The organism is Brucella sp. HL-2 (assembly GCF_025846885.2).
In the GTDB taxonomy this organism is placed as follows: Bacteria; Pseudomonadota; Alphaproteobacteria; order Rhizobiales; family Rhizobiaceae; genus Brucella; species Brucella quorumnocens.
This window is the reverse complement of the sequence record NZ_JAOYTK010000023.1, coordinates 44,263-59,847: the sequence shown is the minus strand read 5'-3', so window position 1 is coordinate 59,847 and position 15,585 is coordinate 44,263. Positions and strand designations below refer to the sequence as shown.

Genomic DNA, 15,585 nt, shown 5'->3' with positions numbered 1-15,585 from the left:
CATCAGCCTGTCGCTTGCGACGCCGCCGCCCTCGTTGTGTCGCTATATACGTCCCACTAAACAAAACTGTCAACGCTAAAATAACAAAATAGCCAAACTTTCTTTCCACAGCGAAAACCTAACAATTTTACCAAACATTAAGCAAACAAACCATCCCGATTCTAATCACGGCCTCGCAGAAGAAACCCAGCCCATGCGTTCACCAAGGCTATCTGCGAGCGCGCGCATTCGTTTGCCCATAGCTTCCACCATGTCAGGTCGCGCCTCTGCAGCCATCATAGAAAGGGCAATGCCTGCGGCTGGGTGGAACGGACGATCGCAGATCGCAGCACCAATGCAGAACATGCCTTCACGCAACTGTCCGTCATCAAGCGAATAACCCTTCGCTTTAACCTCGGCCATTTCAGCTTCCAGATCCTTCAACGATTGCACACTTGAAGGCGTAATCGGCTGCGGCCACTCAGATGGAAGATGGCGCGCAAGCTCCTGCGGGGACATTGCCGCGAGCATTGCCTTGCCGGTGGCCGTAAAAACGGCCGGTACACGCATCCCGATGCGGAATGTGATGCCGAGAGGCGCCGTCGAGTTGCGGCAGGACAGATAGATGACTTCCGGACCCTCCAGATGCGAGAGCGTCAATGTATAAGCGCCAAGCCCTTCGGCTTCTGCCACCACATCATGAAAAGCATCGACAATATCGCTGTCGGCCAGAAAGACATTGGCCCAACGCACCGATTGCGGCCCCATTGTATAGCTTCCATCACTGTTGAGCTTCAACAGCTTCAGATGGGTCAGTGTCTGGCAAAGCCCATGAACGCTGCTTTTGGGTAATTTGGTTTGACGAACGATATCCGAAAGTTTGAGCCCATCACGGCTCCCGGCAACACAATCAAGAATCTGCGTCGCCCTCACCACGGCTGGAACCAGCTTCAAGGAACTTTCATCATCGAGTACAGTTTTGTCCATATGCCCTCTTCAGCCAACCGACAGATGAATTGACTTTAGCTCTGTCGGCTGATTTATTCAGTATATCGTATAGCGTTCAATATATTGAACCGCCCTTTGACGCAACACCGGGATGGAACATCAGATATGATTGCCTTGAAAGATAAATCGCTGCTCAAATCGCAATGCCTTGTGGACGGCCGCTGGATTGACGCCGCCGATGGCAAAACCATTGATGTGACCAACCCTGCGGACGGCTCCCTTGTTGGCACTGTTCCCTCCCTGTCGGTCGATACTATTAAAGAAGCAATCAACGCTTCGAACAAGGCGCTTCCTTCATGGGCCGGCAAGACCGCTAAGGAACGCGCAGGTATCTTGCGCAAATGGTTCGATCTGATCGTCGCCAACGCCGATGATATTGCTCTTATAATGACATCGGAACAGGGCAAGCCACTCGCCGAAGCGCGCGGTGAAGTTATTTATGCCGCTTCCTTCATCGAGTGGTTCGCCGAGGAAGCCAAACGCGTCTATGGTGACACGATCCCTGCCCCGCAAAATGGGCAACGTCTCACTGTTATCCGCCAGCCAGTCGGCGTGACCGCTGCAATCACCCCATGGAATTTTCCAGCGGCAATGATTACTCGTAAGGCAGCACCTGCCCTAGCCGCTGGCTGCACAATGATTGTCCGTCCCGCCGATCTCACTCCGCTGACGGCTCTCGCCCTTGGTGTATTGGCGGAAAAGGCCGGAATTCCAGCAGGCGTTCTGCAGATCGTGACTGGCAAAGCACGCGAAATCGGTGCTGAACTCACCAGCAACGAGATTGTGCGCAAACTGTCCTTCACGGGCTCGACCGAAGTCGGCCGTCTTTTGATGGCGCAGTGCGCACCGACCATCAAGCGTATTTCACTGGAGCTTGGCGGCAACGCACCCTTCATCGTGTTCGATGATGCGGATATCGATGCTGCTGTTGATGGCGCAATGATTTCGAAATACCGCAACGCTGGCCAGACCTGCGTTTGCGCCAACCGTATCTATGTTCAACGCGGCATCTACGACAAGTTTGCTGAAAAGCTGGCAGCCAAAGTGAAAGAGCTGAAGGTCGGCAATGGCACCGAACCGGGTGTCGTCATCGGACCGATGATTGAAGAAAAAGCCATCACCAAGGTCAAAGCGCACATCGAAGACGCTGTTTCCAAGGGTGCGAAGCTCATCACAGGCGGCAAGGAACTGGGCGGTCTGTTTTTTGAACCGGGCATTCTGACCGGCGTGACTTCCGACATGATTGTCGCCAAGGAAGAAACCTTCGGCCCGCTTGCACCGCTCTTCACCTTCGACACGGAAGAAGAAGTCATTGCCATGGCCAATGATACGATCTTCGGTCTGGCTGCCTACTTCTATACAGAGAACTTCAGCCGCGCGATCCGGGTCAGTGAAGGTCTGGAATATGGCATGGTGGGCCACAACACTGGACTGATCTCGAATGAAGTCGCACCTTTCGGCGGCGTGAAGCAGTCGGGTCTTGGGCGCGAAGGTTCGAAATACGGCATCGAGGAATATCTCGAAACCAAATACATCTGCAGCGCTTACAAGCGTTAAAAATCGCTCTCTTTCGATGGAGCACTTCCAGCAAAAGTGCGAAGCGGTTTTGCGCGGGATAGTGCGTAAAGACAAAAACGAGAGCCGTTCTGACATTTATTTTTAAACCAGAACTGCTCTCGCTTCCGTAGAAAGCAGATTCAAAAAAGTGGCGCGCATTGTTCGCGCCACTTTTTTTATTTATAGACGACGCAAACAATCCTTGGGTGTTTGCCCGCAAAAATCCGGAAAACTTCATGCTGCGCCGACTTTATGACTGGACGATCTCGCTTGCTGCCCGAAAGTCTGCCGAATATTGGCTCGCTTTCATTGCATTTGTAGAAAGCTCAGTTTTTCTCGTCCCAGCTGATGTGCTGTATCTGCCGATGGCGCTCGCCCGCCCCGAGCGGGCCTATCGCTATGCTTTGGTTGCAACCATATTTTCCGTTCTTGGCGGCATCGCAGGCTGGTATCTCGGCTACCATGCCTATGAGCAGGTCGCTAAACCCGTATTAGAAATGTATGGCAAGCTCGACACATTTGAGCAAATGCGCGGCACGACCAGCGCTGACATGATACTTCTGATGCTCATCACATCAGGACTGGCCCATTTGCCGCCTATCAAGGTGGTGACGATCCTATCGGGAGCCGCTGGCATCAACATCTGGCTGTTTATTGCATCGGCAATCGTGGCTCGCGGCGCACGCTTCTTCTTCCTTGCATGGCTGTTGAAGCGCTACGGTGAACCGATCCGTGGTTTTATCGAAAAGCGCCTCGGCCTTCTGGCTGGGCTGGTTGCCGTGGTGCTGATCGCGATGTTCCTGGCGGTTAAATATCTCCACGCCTGATTTTGCCTCAAGTCGGTCAAAATAAACTGATTGGAGACAAAGTAGTAATTTGGCTTATCTGCACCAAAGAGCATTTCCAGCAAAAGTGCGTGAGCTTTTTGCATGAGGATAATGCGATTAAATAAATACTGAGAGCCGCTTCAGGGAATTTCATATGGCATTTGCACTCAACAAACCGGTCGGCAAAATTCAGGCTTGGTCCGCTGGCATCATGACAGTCGGATTGGCCGCAACCGTTGGAACCGCTCTCGGCTTCGAGCATCTGGCTGGGTTCATGCCCTGCAAGCTCTGCCTTGAAGAGCGTACGCCATATTATATCGGCGTTCCCGTTCTTGTTGCGGCCTTGGTTTCCTATCGCTTGAAATGGCCTCCAATCCTGACGCGCGGCCTGATCCTGATCGGCGCGCTGCTGATGACCTTTGGTCTGGCGCTTGCCATCTATCACACAGGCGTCGAGCTAAAATATTGGCCGGGTCCGGCTGATTGCAGTGCAGCGACCATGAAAGTGACGCTAGATGCAGGCAATCTGCTCGGCGATCTCAACGCGACCCGCCCACCAGCATGTGACAGTGCACCAGGCTTTTTCCTTGGCCTGTCTTTTGCCGGATGGAACGTCGTCGCAAGCCTGCTCTTTGCAGCGATCGGCTACTACGGCGCTTTTGCAAAAGCTGGGAAGTAAGAGCGATTTCTGAGGGAATCGTTCTTTCTACAGCATGTCGCAGAATAGTGTCTGAATCAATAAGCGGCAGGCCGTGGCGAAAATGGTGATTTTCGAGTACCGAAGCGGAGTGTACTTTTGGGTACATGAGCATCGGAACGCAGACAAATCGCAATTTGCAGACCGGCTTGGCGACTTTTGGAACAGACACTAAGGCTCTAGTTCAACATCCCAATACAGAAAGTCGAGCCAGCTGTCGTGGAGATGGTTGGGTGGGAAAAGGCGCCCATTATTGTGCAGATCCTGCACAGTGGGCGTGACCGGCTTCTGGCGCGGCCACATATGCGCCTGAGCCGGCATCAAGCCGCCTTTGCGCAAATTGCACGGAGAACATGCGGCGACCACATTTTCCCACGTCGTCTCGCCGCCATGGCAACGCGGGGTGACGTGGTCGAAAGTCAGATCGTGCAGAGAGCCGCAATACTGGCATTCGAAACGATCACGTAGAAACAAATTGAAGCGCGTAAACGCCGGATAGCGCGGTGGCTTCACATAATCCTTCAAGCAAATCACGCTGGGAACGCGCATAGAGAATGAGGGGGATGATACGATCTGGTCGTATTCCGCCACAATATGCACGCGCTCGAGAAACACCGCTTTGATCGCGTCTTGCCAGGACCAGAGCGACAAAGGGTAATAGCTGAGCGGACGATAATCCGCATTGAGGACCAGCGCGGGTAATCCACTGCTCGACACGGTCCGGGGAGAGACGGCTACATTCAAGGGCGCACCTCCTTCAGAGCAACTCCGAAAGGAAAAGTGCGAATGGCTTTCCATGCGGAATTGCGTTCTTCATCGAAGCGCCGCGCGTCCATTCTGGGCGCAACCTACGACGCTCCGATCTTGTGAAAGCGGCAAGTGCGATAGGCAGGATATCAAGCTTCTGCGAATCGAAATGCCGTCATCACCTGATGCGAATAATGTAATCCCGACGTGACAGGATTGTGAAGCGGAAACGCATTTATGTCCCCGGAAACACGCAAGATTTACAGAAGCGGCGCCGCCTCGCGGCCTTTGATTGCAGCGTAATATGCCCAAAACAAACGCGCTGCCACGCCACGCCATGGCGCCCAATCTTCCGCAAGCAGACGAAGAGCTGCGGCATCCGGCCGTGTTTCATGCGCAAAAGCGTGACCGACCGCAGTTTGCAAGGCGACGTCGCCTGCCGGAAATACATCTGGATGACCGGCTGCAAAAAGCAGGTAAACCTCAGCGGTCCAGGGGCCGATACCCTTGATCGCTGTCAATGTCTTGATCGCTTCCTCCGCAGGCAGTTCGCAAAGTCCATGCAGGTCAATCGCCCCTTCTGCCAAAGCTGCACTCAGCGCAAAAAGCGTTCTTTGCTTCGGACGCGAAAGCCCGGCAAATCGCCACGCTTCTTCGCCGCCCGCAATGTATCCCTCCGGCGTCATAGGATCGACCACCTGCTTGAACCGTGCCCAGATCGCAGCCGCACTCGCGGTTGAGACCTGTTGTGCGACAATAATTGAAGCAAGGCTTTCAAACCCCGGCTCGGATCGGCGAAGCGGCACTTGATGAGAACGGCTGCGTATATCGACCAGTCGGGCATCGACCAGCACCAGTGCCTCAAGCCCGGCCTCAATATCGCTCAATGTATCGATCCGCAGCATAAGATGGCCTTTCATTTCATTAACTTGCAAAGTACCAATACCGTCAAATGACAATCAACTGACATGATCATGACAAAATCTGTTTTCCGCTTTGCCCCTAGCCCCAATGGCCAACTGCACCTTGGCCATGCCTATTCCGCCCTTCTCAACGCAAGCATGGCGAACGACTGCGATGGTCGCTTTCTTCTGCGTATGGAAGACATCGACACCGCCCGTTGCACGCCTCAACTCGAACAGGGCATCTATGATGATCTCCATTGGCTTGGGCTAAAATGGGAACAGCCGGTGCGTCGCCAGTCGGAGCATTTTGGCGAATATCGCAACGCATTGACCAAGCTTGCCGACAAAGGTCTCGTCTATCCCGCCTTTTTGAGTCGCACAGAAGTGCGCGAACAAATCGGCGAAGCGCACGCCAAAGGCAAAGAATGGCCGTCCGATCCCGACGGTACGCCGCTCTATCCCCAGGGCGAACGTAACCTCAGTGAAAAAGAACAAATGGAGCGCATTGTTTCTGGTGCACCCTATGCATGGCGGCTCAATATGGAAAAGGCGCTTGCAACCACAGGCAAAACACTCTTCTGGAACGAAAGCGGCAAAGGCCCAGATGGCGAGACTGGTCGCCTACCCGCGGACCCCACACAATGGGGCGACGTGGTGATTGCGCGCAAAGATACACCCACCAGCTATCATCTGTCAGTCGTGGTGGACGATGCCCTTCAAGGCATCACTCATATTGTCCGCGGACGCGATCTTTTTCATGCAACATCCGTACACCGGCTGTTGCAGACCCTACTCAGTCTGCCGGAACCGCATTATCATCATCACGATCTGGTGCTGGGCGATGATGGGTTGAAACTCTCCAAAAGCCGCAAGGACACCGCACTTGCATCTTTGCGCGAACAAGGCTTTACGCCTGACGATATACGCGCAAGACTATCACTTTAAAGACCATTTTCGCCGCAGCGTCACAGATGATGTGCCCGGGGGCCGATTGACGTAAGCGCGCTAAAGCGGTTCAAGGATGCATGAAGCTGGCGTTGAAAGACACTGGCGGTATTGTTTTATATTGAAGGAGGCGGAGCCATGGGTAACGTAACAACAAATAATTACGTTGAGATTGAAGGCTTGCGTGTTGCCCCCGAACTGGTGGAATTTCTGGCCAAGGAAGCCGCACCGGGAACGGGCGTGGAACCAGAAACATTCTGGAAGGGCTTCGCAGCCATCATCCGCGACCTCGCGCCGAAGAACCGCGCACTCCTCAAAAAACGCGACGATCTGCAAGCCAAGATCGATGCCTGGTACAAAGAAAATCGCGACAAGGGTTATTCGCAGGCTGATTATCAGCAGTTCTTGAAGGACATCGGCTATCTCCTGCCGGAAGGTGGAGAATTCAAGGTCTCGACCGCCAATGTCGATCCGGAAATCATGCATATTGCAGGACCACAGCTTGTCGTTCCGGTTATGAATGCCCGCTATGCGCTCAACGCTGCCAATGCACGCTGGGGATCGCTCTATGACGCGCTTTACGGCACCGATGCTATCTCTGAAGATGATGGCGCAGAAAAGGGCAAAGGCTACAACCCGAAGCGCGGTGAAAAAGTCATCGCATGGGCCAAGAATTTCCTCGACGAAAGCGCACCGCTCAATGCGGGCAAGTGGGCCGACGTCTCAGGCCTTTCCGTCACGGACGGCAAACTCGCTGTAACGCTTGCCGACGGTTCGAGCGCCGCCTTGAAGGACGGCAGCCAGTTCAAGGGATATAATGGCGATGCAGCGGCACCGACCAATGTGCTGCTGGCCAAAAACAACATGCATGTTGATATCGTCATCAATGCGGACAGCCCGATCGGCAAGACCGACCCGGCACATATCGCAGACATGGTTCTGGAATCGGCCATCAGTACGATTCAGGATTGCGAAGATTCGATCGCTGCTGTTGACGCCGAAGACAAGGTTGCCGTTTATCGTAACTGGCTCGGTCTCATGAGCGGCAAGCTCGAAGACACCTTCGAGAAGAACGGCAAGCAGATGACGCGTCGCCTCAATGGCGACCGTAGCTATAAGGCTGCCGATGGTTCCGAACTTACCCTCAAGGGTCGTTCGCTGATGCTGGTTCGTAACGTTGGTCACCTGATGACCAACCCGGCGATCATCGATGCAGAAGGCCATGAAGTGCCGGAAGGCATTATGGATGCGGCCTTCACCAGCCTGATTGCACTGCACGACATCGGCCCGAATGGTCGCCACCTGAATTCACGGGAAGGCTCGGTCTATATCGTCAAGCCCAAGATGCACGGCCCGGAAGAAGTGGCATTCGCCAATGAAATCTTCACCCGCACCGAAGAGTTGCTCGGCATGAAGCCGAATACGCTGAAGATCGGCATCATGGATGAGGAGCGCCGCACCACGGTCAACCTCAAGGAAGCAATCCGCGCAGCAAAAGAACGTGTGGTCTTCATCAATACTGGCTTCCTCGACCGCACGGGCGACGAAATCCATACTTCGATGGAAGCTGGCCCGATGATCCGCAAGGGCGACATGAAGCAGGCCGCATGGATTGGCGCTTATGAGCAGTGGAATGTCGATATCGGTCTTGAGTGTGGCCTGTCCGGCCATGCACAGATCGGCAAGGGCATGTGGGCCATGCCGGACCTGATGGCTGCGATGCTGGAACAGAAAATCGCTCATCCGAAGGCTGGTGCGAACACCGCCTGGGTGCCATCGCCAACCGCTGCAACATTGCACGCAACACACTATCATCAGGTTGATGTGGCTGCCGTTCAGGACAAACTCAAGAGCCGCCCACGCGCCAAGCTCGATGATATCCTGTCAGTGCCTGTTGCCAGCCGTCCAAACTGGACGCCGGAAGATATTCAGAAGGAAATCGACAACAACGCGCAGGGCATTCTCGGCTATGTCGTGCGCTGGGTTGATCAGGGCGTCGGCTGCTCGAAAGTGCCGGACATCAACAATGTCGGCCTGATGGAAGACCGCGCAACGCTGCGCATTTCCGCTCAGCACATCGCAAACTGGCTCTATCACGGTGTGGTTTCAGAAGCGCAGGTCATGGAAACCATGAAGCGGATGGCCGCGGTCGTTGACAAGCAGAATGAAGGCGACGCGCTTTATCGCCCGATGGCCGCAAACTTCGACAAGTCAATTGCCTTCCAGGCTGCCTGCGATCTGGTTTTCAAGGGCCGCGAACAGCCGAATGGCTATACTGAGCCTGTTCTGCATCGCCGCCGTTTGGAACTGAAGGCGCAGGGCTGATACCAATATTGTAGAAATAGTTTGGCTGCGGCGGGAGAAATCCCGCCGCATTCTTTTGTCTGCTATCCTGAATAACGCTTGACTCCATTATAATAGATATTAATTCTATCATAATGGAAAACGTAATAGATCGGCTCGATAACGCCATCGGCGACAATCTGCGCCGCCTGCGCCTTGCGCAAGGCATGACGCTGGATGCGCTTGGGGATGCGTCAGGAGTCAGCCGCGCCATGATCTCGCGGATCGAGCGTGGCGAAACCAGCCCGACCGCACAGCTTCTGGCGCGCATTTGTGCAGCTCTCGGCACATCGCTCTCAGCCTTCTTTGCTGATGCGGAAGCCCCTGCTTCTCCCTTGCTCACGCATGATCGCCAGCCAGTCTGGCGTGATCCGGATACAGGCTATATCCGGCGGTCTGTTTCGCCACCAGGAACGGGATCGAGCATCGACATGATCGAGGTCGAGTTTCCCGCAGGGGCAAAGGTCGCCTTCGCTCCACAAACAGCCAATGCAGGCATCACACAGCATTTGTGGCTCCTGAAGGGAGAAATGGAAATCACGGTTGGTGAAACCGCATATCGGCTCCAAGCCGGCGACTGTCTTTACATGCCACTCGTCGAGGGCATCACCTTTCATAATCCCGGCATGTCGACCGCACGCTATACAATCGTACTCGAACGCCGCAGCAGTCTTTGAAAGCAATAAGCATGATTCGCGTTCTCAATTTCGAAGAAGCCAGAGCCGCCATCCCGGCACTTGCCGAAATCATTACGGATTGCGTGAATGGCGGCGCATCGGTCGGCTTCATGGCACCATGCGAAACGCATGATTTCATCCCCTACTGGAACCGTGTCGCCAATGAAGTCGATGCTGGCGAGACTGCGCTTCTGATTGCCGAACATCAGGGCGAGATCGTCGGCACGGTACAGCTTGGCCTGTCGCAAATGCCAAATCAGCCGCATCGCGCCGACCTCAAAAAGCTGCTCATCCATACAAAAGCGCGCGGCCTTGGCATTGCGCGCAAACTGATGGAAGCAGCCGAAGAAAGTGCTCGCAACCATCGCAAGACACTCATCTGCCTTGACACCGCGACCGGCAGTCATGCGGAAGCAATCTATACCCATCTTGGCTGGGAACGGGTCGGCGTGATCCCGAACTATGCGCTTTATCCTGACGGAAGCCCCTGTGCGACCACACTTTTCTATAAAGGCCTCTGAAATGACCCTGACTATCCGCTTTGCCAACGAAGCTGACCTCCCTGCCCTGCTCGCAATCTACAATGACGCGGTCAAGAACACGCTCGCCATCTGGAACGACACACTTGTCGATCTGGAAAACCGCCGTGAATGGCTCAAAGCCCGCAATCGCGACGGCTTTCCGGTGCTTGTTGCCGAACGTGAGGGGCAAGTTGTTGGCTATGCGAGTTATGGCCCTTTCCGCCCGTTTGAGGGTTTCCGCCACTCATCCGAACTCTCCGTCTATGTGGCGAGTGACGCACGGGGCGGCGGTATTGGGCGCACCCTTCTCGCCGAGCTTGTCGAAGAAGCCCGTAACCGAAAAGTCCATGTCCTCGTGGCGGGCATTGAATCAGGCAATGCGGCCTCCATTGCGCTCCATAAATCGCAAGGCTTTGAAGATTGCGGAACGCTGAAACAAGTCGGCCAGAAATTCGGACGCTGGCTCGATCTGACTTTCATGCAAAAGATTCTCTGATCAGCAACAAAAAGGCCGCTTTCGCGGCCTTTTTGTTTAGTTCGTCTGTGTAACAACGTCCCCAACTGGCAGCTCGTCAAGACCAATCTCGCCTTCAACCTGATCGCTGCGCGCCATCAGGTAGAGGCCGAGCACGGAAGTCAGAACGGCGATGAACACCAGATACCACGCATGTGCCATCGGATTGACCGCGAGCAACGATGTTACAACAACGGGCGTCAGACCACCAAAAATCGCATAGGAAATATTGTAGGAAAACGACAGGCCAGAGAAGCGGACAGGCGCTGGGAATGCGCGCACCATCACATAAGGAACAGCGCCAACCATACCGACAGAAAGTCCCATCACCGCATACAGCGCGAACAGAACAGGCAGGGAAACCGCCGCATAGGTGTAGAACGCGAAGGTTGCAACACCGAAAAAGACACCAGCGACCGCGAAGAATCTTCCGCTGCCGATACGATCGACAATCGCGCCAGCAGTCACGGTCCCAAACATCAGAAACAGCGTACCAAAGCTCGTCGCAGCCAGCGATTCCAGCGGCGTATAGCCGTAAAGCTTCTGCAGGAATGTGGCGGTCATCAGCGTCGTGACGACAATGCCTGCCGACAGAATCCATGTCAGCAACACGGAAATGACAACACCATGCATGTGGTTGCGCAGAACCGTGCCAAGCGGCAGCTTGTCCTTGAGCAAATGGCTGTTCTTCATCTCGGTGAAGATCGGCGTTTCAGCCAGCCAGCGGCGCAGATAAACGGCAAACAGACCGAAAATACCACCGATGAAGAACGGAATGCGCCAAGCATAGGCAGCAAGCTCTTCCGGGGTGAAAATCCAATTGATGGCGGTTGCAATCAGCGAGCCGATCATAATGCCAAGCGTCAGACCCGAGCAAAGGAAACCACACGCCATGCCAACACGATTGGCCGGTACATGCTCAGCCACGAAGGTCCATGCGCCAGGCACTTCACCGCCAATGGCAGCACCCTGCAACATGCGGAAGATAATCAACAGGATTGGCGCACCAACACCCAGCGTTGCATAGGTTGGCAAACAGGCCATGGCCAATGTCGAAATCGACATCAGGAAAACCGAGAAAGCAAATACGCGCTTACGGCCGAACTTGTCGCCAAAATGCGCCAGCACGATGCCACCAATCGGGCGCACCAGGTAACCTGCCGCGAAAATGCCAAACGTCTGGATCAGCACCAGCCAGTCCGGCATGTCGGGCGGAAAAAACAGATGACCGATAACGCTCGCAAAAAACACGAAGATGATAAAATCATAAAACTCCAGCGCGCCACCCAATGCCGATAGGCCAAGAGTGCGAAAATCCTGCCGGTTTAATGGTCGGGGATTGTTGCTTGCATGAGAGTTTGTCGGTGCCATCGATCCAATTCTTTTCTGGTCGTTGTATTTTGGAGTGGGTTTTAACGCGCATCCCGAAAAGTGTGAAACGGTTTTCGGACAAGATGCGCGTGAAAGCAAACTTTGAGATGCGCCGATATGATTTTATCAGATCGGCGCTCCAATGCTCCAGTTGCGGGCGCTGCAAAGCTTGACTTCTACACGATAAAACTTATTTTAGAATTATTCTAAACTATGGAATTTTGAAATGCTCAGCCGATTCTTTCGCAATGGTCGCCGACCTTTTGATTCGCTCTCCGAACAGGAAATATTGGCGCTGGCCATATCCTCTGAAGAGGATGATGCACGTATTTACCTCTCTTATGCCGATGGTCTGCGCGACGAGTTTCCGCAGTCGGCAAAAATATTCGAACAAATGGCGGCAGAAGAACATGAGCACCGTGATGCGCTGATTGAACGGCATCGCGCGCGCTTCGGTGAACGCATCCCACTGATCCGTCGCGAACATGTCAGCGGCTATTTTGAGCGCAAGCCCGACTGGCTGGTGCGCCCACTTGGCATCGACAAGGTGCGCGACGCCGCAACTCAGATGGAAGAACAAGCTTACCGCTTTTATATCGAGGCCGCGAAGCGTGTAACTGATGCAGGCACGCGTAAGCTTCTTGGTGATCTGGCCCAGCAGGAAAAAAAGCATGAGGTGACAGCCGAGGCGCTGGAGCACGAACTGACACCACATACGGTGCAAGATGAGGAGCGCGCGCTCGAGCGCAAACGGTTCATCCTGACCTATGTGCAGCCGGGTCTGGCGGGTCTCATGGATGGATCAGTCTCGACCCTTGCGCCGATTTTCGCTGCAGCCTTTGCTACGCAGGATACATGGCAGACATTTCTGATTGGCCTTTCGGCATCGGTCGGTGCGGGGATTTCCATGGGCTTCACCGAAGCCGTACATGATGATGGCAAGTTGTCTGGTCGAGGCTCACCCATCAAACGCGGGCTCTCCTGCGGTATCATGACGACACTGGGTGGCCTTGGCCATACTCTGCCGTACCTGATCAGCGATTTCTGGACCGCAACAACGATTGCAGCGATTCTGGTGTTCTTCGAGCTCTGGGCAATCGCCTTTATCCAGAACCGCTATATGGAAACGCCGTTCTTCCGCGCGGCGTTGCAAGTGGTGTTCGGCGGCGCTTTGGTTCTGGCCGCAGGCATTTTGATCGGCAGCGCCTAAGCCTTAACTGCGTCGCGGGGCTGAGAGATCGGTCCTTCAAAGACATCAATCGCAATACGCCCCTGCCGGGAAACAGTGACAAAGCTGTTTGCCGGCACCGCCATCCAGTTTGCCTTATCGCCATCAAGCGGCTCAGAAACCACGCAAATACCAGACGCACTGCCCAGTGTCGCCGTATAAAGTGTTGGCGCAAAAGCATCGGTGGCATAGCGGATCGCATAAAGCTGGTTCCCATCGGAAAAAGCCGCAGTCAGCCGCAAATAAGGTGGAACTCCGGCGCGCACAGCCTCTTCAACAATCGTTGCGACCATACGTTTCATGGCCAGTGCAGGATCGCCATCAAGCCCAAACTCCAGCATCAGCAGAAAGATCAGCTCTGAATCAGTTGCACCGTGTTTCTGACGATAGACGTCGTCGCTCAAGTGGCCTTCAAGCCTGCGCCGCAACCGGTCGAAGTCGCCAATCTGGCCGTTATGCATGAAGCTCCAGCGGCCCGACACAAATGGATGGCAATTGGAGCGGCTGGTTAGTCCGCCCGTTGATGCTCGGACATGCGCAAGAAAAAGGCGCGACTGAATTTGCCGCGCCAGGCTCCGCAAGTTTTGATCAGACCAAGCGGGCAGAATATCCCGATAAAGCCCCGGTTCATCGCGATTTCCGTACCAGGCAACCCCGAAACCGTCGCCATTTGTACGTGTTTTGGCTTCATGCGCATCGTGGCTTTGGGCCACGAGCGAATGGCAGGGAGACGAAATAATGTCTTCCAGATAAGTCTCAGGTCCGAGATAGGCGGCCCAACGGCACATGTTTGATCCGGAAATTACCGGCCCCGGTTGTGTGTCCGCTCATAAAGCTGGCGGACGATCGTGCTTGCCGTCTTCTCGAATAAAAATGGCAAAATTGCATGGATAAGCGCTGCGAACGCTGCGCAAAAAAGCTTGAATGAAAAACGACCGGCAAAGGCCATATGCTGAAAATAGGTTTCGTCAACAGATTCCGGATGCTCGGTAAAGAGGCGGGTAATACGTGTTGTCATTGGAAATACTCCCGTCAATGAGTAATTTGTTCCCGTTACGCGGCGCAGATTGCACCTTGTCTAGAAAATCATTTTAGCAAAAGCAAACGAGATGAAATCTCAATTTGTCCTTGATAAATACGATTCTTTGAGACAAATATCCCAATATGAAACCTTCATTGGATGAAATTGATCGCAAAATATTGGGTGAACTGCAAATTGACGGAACCTTGTCCGTTGATTCTCTCTCAGAGCGTGTGCATCTTTCGCGCAATGCCTGCTGGCGGCGCGTCAAGCGCATGGAAGATGAAGGCTTCATCAAGGCGCGTGTCGCTCTTGTCGATGCCGAGATGGCTGGTTGCGGCCTTTCGGTATTCATTCTGGTTCGCACATCGAGCCACGATCCTGATTGGCTGGGCAAGTTTCGCTCGGCCATGGCGCGCTTTCCTGAAATCGTTGGCGTCTATCGCATGACGGGCGATCTCGACTATGTGCTGAAAGCGCGTGTTTCCGACGTCAAAGCCTACGACCGGCTCTATCAGCGCCTGATTGCCAGCGTCCCCCTGTCAGATGTGTCAGCCTCTTTCGTGATGGAAGAGATCAAGGAAACCACGTCCGTACCGCTGGAACGGGATTGAATTGGCTCAGACATCGCAGCTCATGGTGTAAAAGCATGATCCTGTGCCGCAGTATCATTGCAAAACGTCAAATAGACTGTACACCTTTGGTGCAATTTCACGTATGAGCGTCGCCAATTTGAATTTTCGCAGGAAAGGCTCCCTCATGACCGCAGCATCCGCTCTAGCACCAACGCTCGGCATCATCCGCCTCGAACATGCGGACGGCCTTGAACTCCCCGCTTACGAAACTTCCGGCTCTGCTGGCATGGATCTCCGTGCGGCTGTTGCCGAAGACCGCCAGATCGTACTTCTGCCGGGCCGCCGGACCTTGGTGCCAACTGGCCTCATCTTCGAAATCCCGGAAGGCTACGAAGTTCAGATCCGCCCTCGCTCGGGCCTCGCATTCAAGAACGGCATCACCTGCCTCAACACACCGGGCACAATCGATTCGGACTATCGGGGCGAAGTGAAGGTCCTTCTGATCAATCTGAGCGACGACGACTTCCGCATCGAACGCGGTATGCGCATTGCACAAGCAGTCTTCTCACCTGTCGTTCAGCCAAAGATCGAAGAACGTTCCGAAATCAGCGAAACCGCCCGTGGTGCGGGCGGTTTTGGTTCGACCGGAACGGCCTGAATAAATTACCAA

General features: G+C 54.3%; 17 protein-coding genes. 11 read left to right on the top strand and 6 right to left on the bottom strand.

Going from position 1 to position 15,585, the window contains the following annotated elements; all coding sequences use genetic code 11:
- Window positions 1–165: 165 nt before the first annotated feature.
- A complete protein-coding gene (locus OIV19_RS18785; RefSeq protein WP_095447282.1) occupies window positions 166–966 on the bottom strand; it encodes an IclR family transcriptional regulator in 801 nt (266 codons plus the stop codon).
- Window positions 967–1,092: 126 nt separating this feature from the next.
- Here OIV19_RS18785 and OIV19_RS18780 point away from each other — a divergent pair, with 126 nt between their 5' ends.
- The 3 genes from OIV19_RS18780 (at window position 1,093) to OIV19_RS18770 (ending at window position 4,050) form a co-directional block, all read left to right on the top strand.
- A complete protein-coding gene (locus OIV19_RS18780) occupies window positions 1,093–2,544 on the top strand; it encodes an NAD-dependent succinate-semialdehyde dehydrogenase (RefSeq protein ID WP_264232827.1) in 1,452 nt (483 codons plus the stop codon).
- A gap of 236 nt (window positions 2,545–2,780) precedes the next feature.
- A complete protein-coding gene (locus tag OIV19_RS18775; protein WP_095447284.1) occupies window positions 2,781–3,371 on the top strand; it encodes a YqaA family protein in 591 nt (196 codons plus the stop codon).
- A gap of 154 nt (window positions 3,372–3,525) precedes the next feature.
- Window positions 3,526–4,050, top strand: coding sequence for a disulfide bond formation protein B (locus tag OIV19_RS18770; protein ID WP_095447285.1), 525 nt, complete (start codon window positions 3,526–3,528; stop codon window positions 4,048–4,050).
- Window positions 4,051–4,239: 189 nt separating this feature from the next.
- Here the strand turns inward: OIV19_RS18770 and OIV19_RS18765 are convergent, their stop codons facing one another.
- Both OIV19_RS18765 and OIV19_RS18760 read right to left on the bottom strand, forming a co-directional pair.
- On the bottom strand, window positions 4,240–4,812 hold the full coding sequence (locus OIV19_RS18765) for an HNH endonuclease (protein ID WP_095447286.1): 573 nt from the start codon (window positions 4,810–4,812) through the stop codon (window positions 4,240–4,242).
- Window positions 4,813–5,075: 263 nt separating this feature from the next.
- Window positions 5,076–5,720, bottom strand: a complete 645-nt coding sequence (locus tag OIV19_RS18760; protein ID WP_095447968.1) for a DNA-3-methyladenine glycosylase family protein — start codon at window positions 5,718–5,720, stop codon at window positions 5,076–5,078.
- Between the two features lie 69 nt (window positions 5,721–5,789).
- Here OIV19_RS18760 and gluQRS point away from each other — a divergent pair, with 69 nt between their 5' ends.
- The 5 genes from gluQRS to OIV19_RS18735 all read left to right on the top strand — a co-directional run bounded on the left by gluQRS (window position 5,790) and on the right by OIV19_RS18735 (window position 10,702).
- Window positions 5,790–6,665, top strand: coding sequence for a tRNA glutamyl-Q(34) synthetase GluQRS (gene gluQRS / locus OIV19_RS18755; protein WP_095447969.1), 876 nt, complete (start codon window positions 5,790–5,792; stop codon window positions 6,663–6,665).
- Window positions 6,666–6,803: 138 nt separating this feature from the next.
- The gene (locus tag OIV19_RS18750) at window positions 6,804–8,990 is read left to right on the top strand and encodes a malate synthase G (protein WP_264232823.1); all 2,187 of its coding nucleotides are present in this window, start codon (window positions 6,804–6,806) and stop codon (window positions 8,988–8,990) included.
- Between the two features lie 113 nt (window positions 8,991–9,103).
- A complete protein-coding gene (locus OIV19_RS18745; protein ID WP_095447288.1) occupies window positions 9,104–9,685 on the top strand; it encodes a helix-turn-helix domain-containing protein in 582 nt (193 codons plus the stop codon).
- A gap of 5 nt (window positions 9,686–9,690) precedes the next feature.
- Window positions 9,691–10,206, top strand: coding sequence for a GNAT family N-acetyltransferase (locus OIV19_RS18740; protein ID WP_095447970.1), 516 nt, complete (start codon window positions 9,691–9,693; stop codon window positions 10,204–10,206).
- 1 nt (window position 10,207) lies between these two features.
- On the top strand, window positions 10,208–10,702 hold the full coding sequence (locus OIV19_RS18735; RefSeq protein ID WP_264232818.1) for a GNAT family N-acetyltransferase: 495 nt from the start codon (window positions 10,208–10,210) through the stop codon (window positions 10,700–10,702).
- Between the two features lie 36 nt (window positions 10,703–10,738).
- On the opposite strand, the gene OIV19_RS18730 is transcribed toward OIV19_RS18735, so the two are convergent.
- The gene (locus OIV19_RS18730) at window positions 10,739–12,091 is read right to left on the bottom strand and encodes an MFS transporter (protein ID WP_191794036.1); all 1,353 of its coding nucleotides are present in this window, start codon (window positions 12,089–12,091) and stop codon (window positions 10,739–10,741) included.
- Window positions 12,092–12,317: 226 nt separating this feature from the next.
- Between OIV19_RS18730 and mbfA the strand changes: the two genes are divergently transcribed.
- Window positions 12,318–13,301: an iron exporter MbfA gene (gene mbfA / locus OIV19_RS18725; protein WP_095447291.1), complete on the top strand. Its 984-nt coding sequence runs from the start codon at window positions 12,318–12,320 to the stop codon at window positions 13,299–13,301.
- Here the strand turns inward: mbfA and OIV19_RS18720 are convergent.
- Both OIV19_RS18720 and OIV19_RS18715 read right to left on the bottom strand, forming a co-directional pair.
- Window positions 13,298–14,107 carry a class II glutamine amidotransferase gene (locus OIV19_RS18720; RefSeq protein ID WP_264232814.1) on the bottom strand — a complete coding sequence of 270 codons (810 nt, stop codon included), beginning with the start codon at window positions 14,105–14,107 and terminating at the stop codon, window positions 13,298–13,300. The genes mbfA and OIV19_RS18720 overlap by 4 nt on opposite strands.
- A 14-nt stretch (window positions 14,108–14,121) precedes the next feature.
- The gene (locus OIV19_RS18715) at window positions 14,122–14,337 is read right to left on the bottom strand and encodes a DUF6356 family protein (RefSeq protein ID WP_064321024.1); all 216 of its coding nucleotides are present in this window, start codon (window positions 14,335–14,337) and stop codon (window positions 14,122–14,124) included.
- 146 nt (window positions 14,338–14,483) lie between these two features.
- On the opposite strand from OIV19_RS18715, the gene OIV19_RS18710 reads away from it, so the two are divergent.
- On the top strand, window positions 14,484–14,954 hold the full coding sequence (locus OIV19_RS18710; protein WP_095447293.1) for an Lrp/AsnC family transcriptional regulator: 471 nt from the start codon (window positions 14,484–14,486) through the stop codon (window positions 14,952–14,954).
- 145 nt (window positions 14,955–15,099) lie between these two features.
- Complete coding sequence (gene dut / locus OIV19_RS18705) at window positions 15,100–15,573, top strand: dUTP diphosphatase (RefSeq protein WP_095447294.1); 474 nt, start codon at window positions 15,100–15,102, stop codon at window positions 15,571–15,573.
- Window positions 15,574–15,585 lie beyond the last annotated feature (12 nt).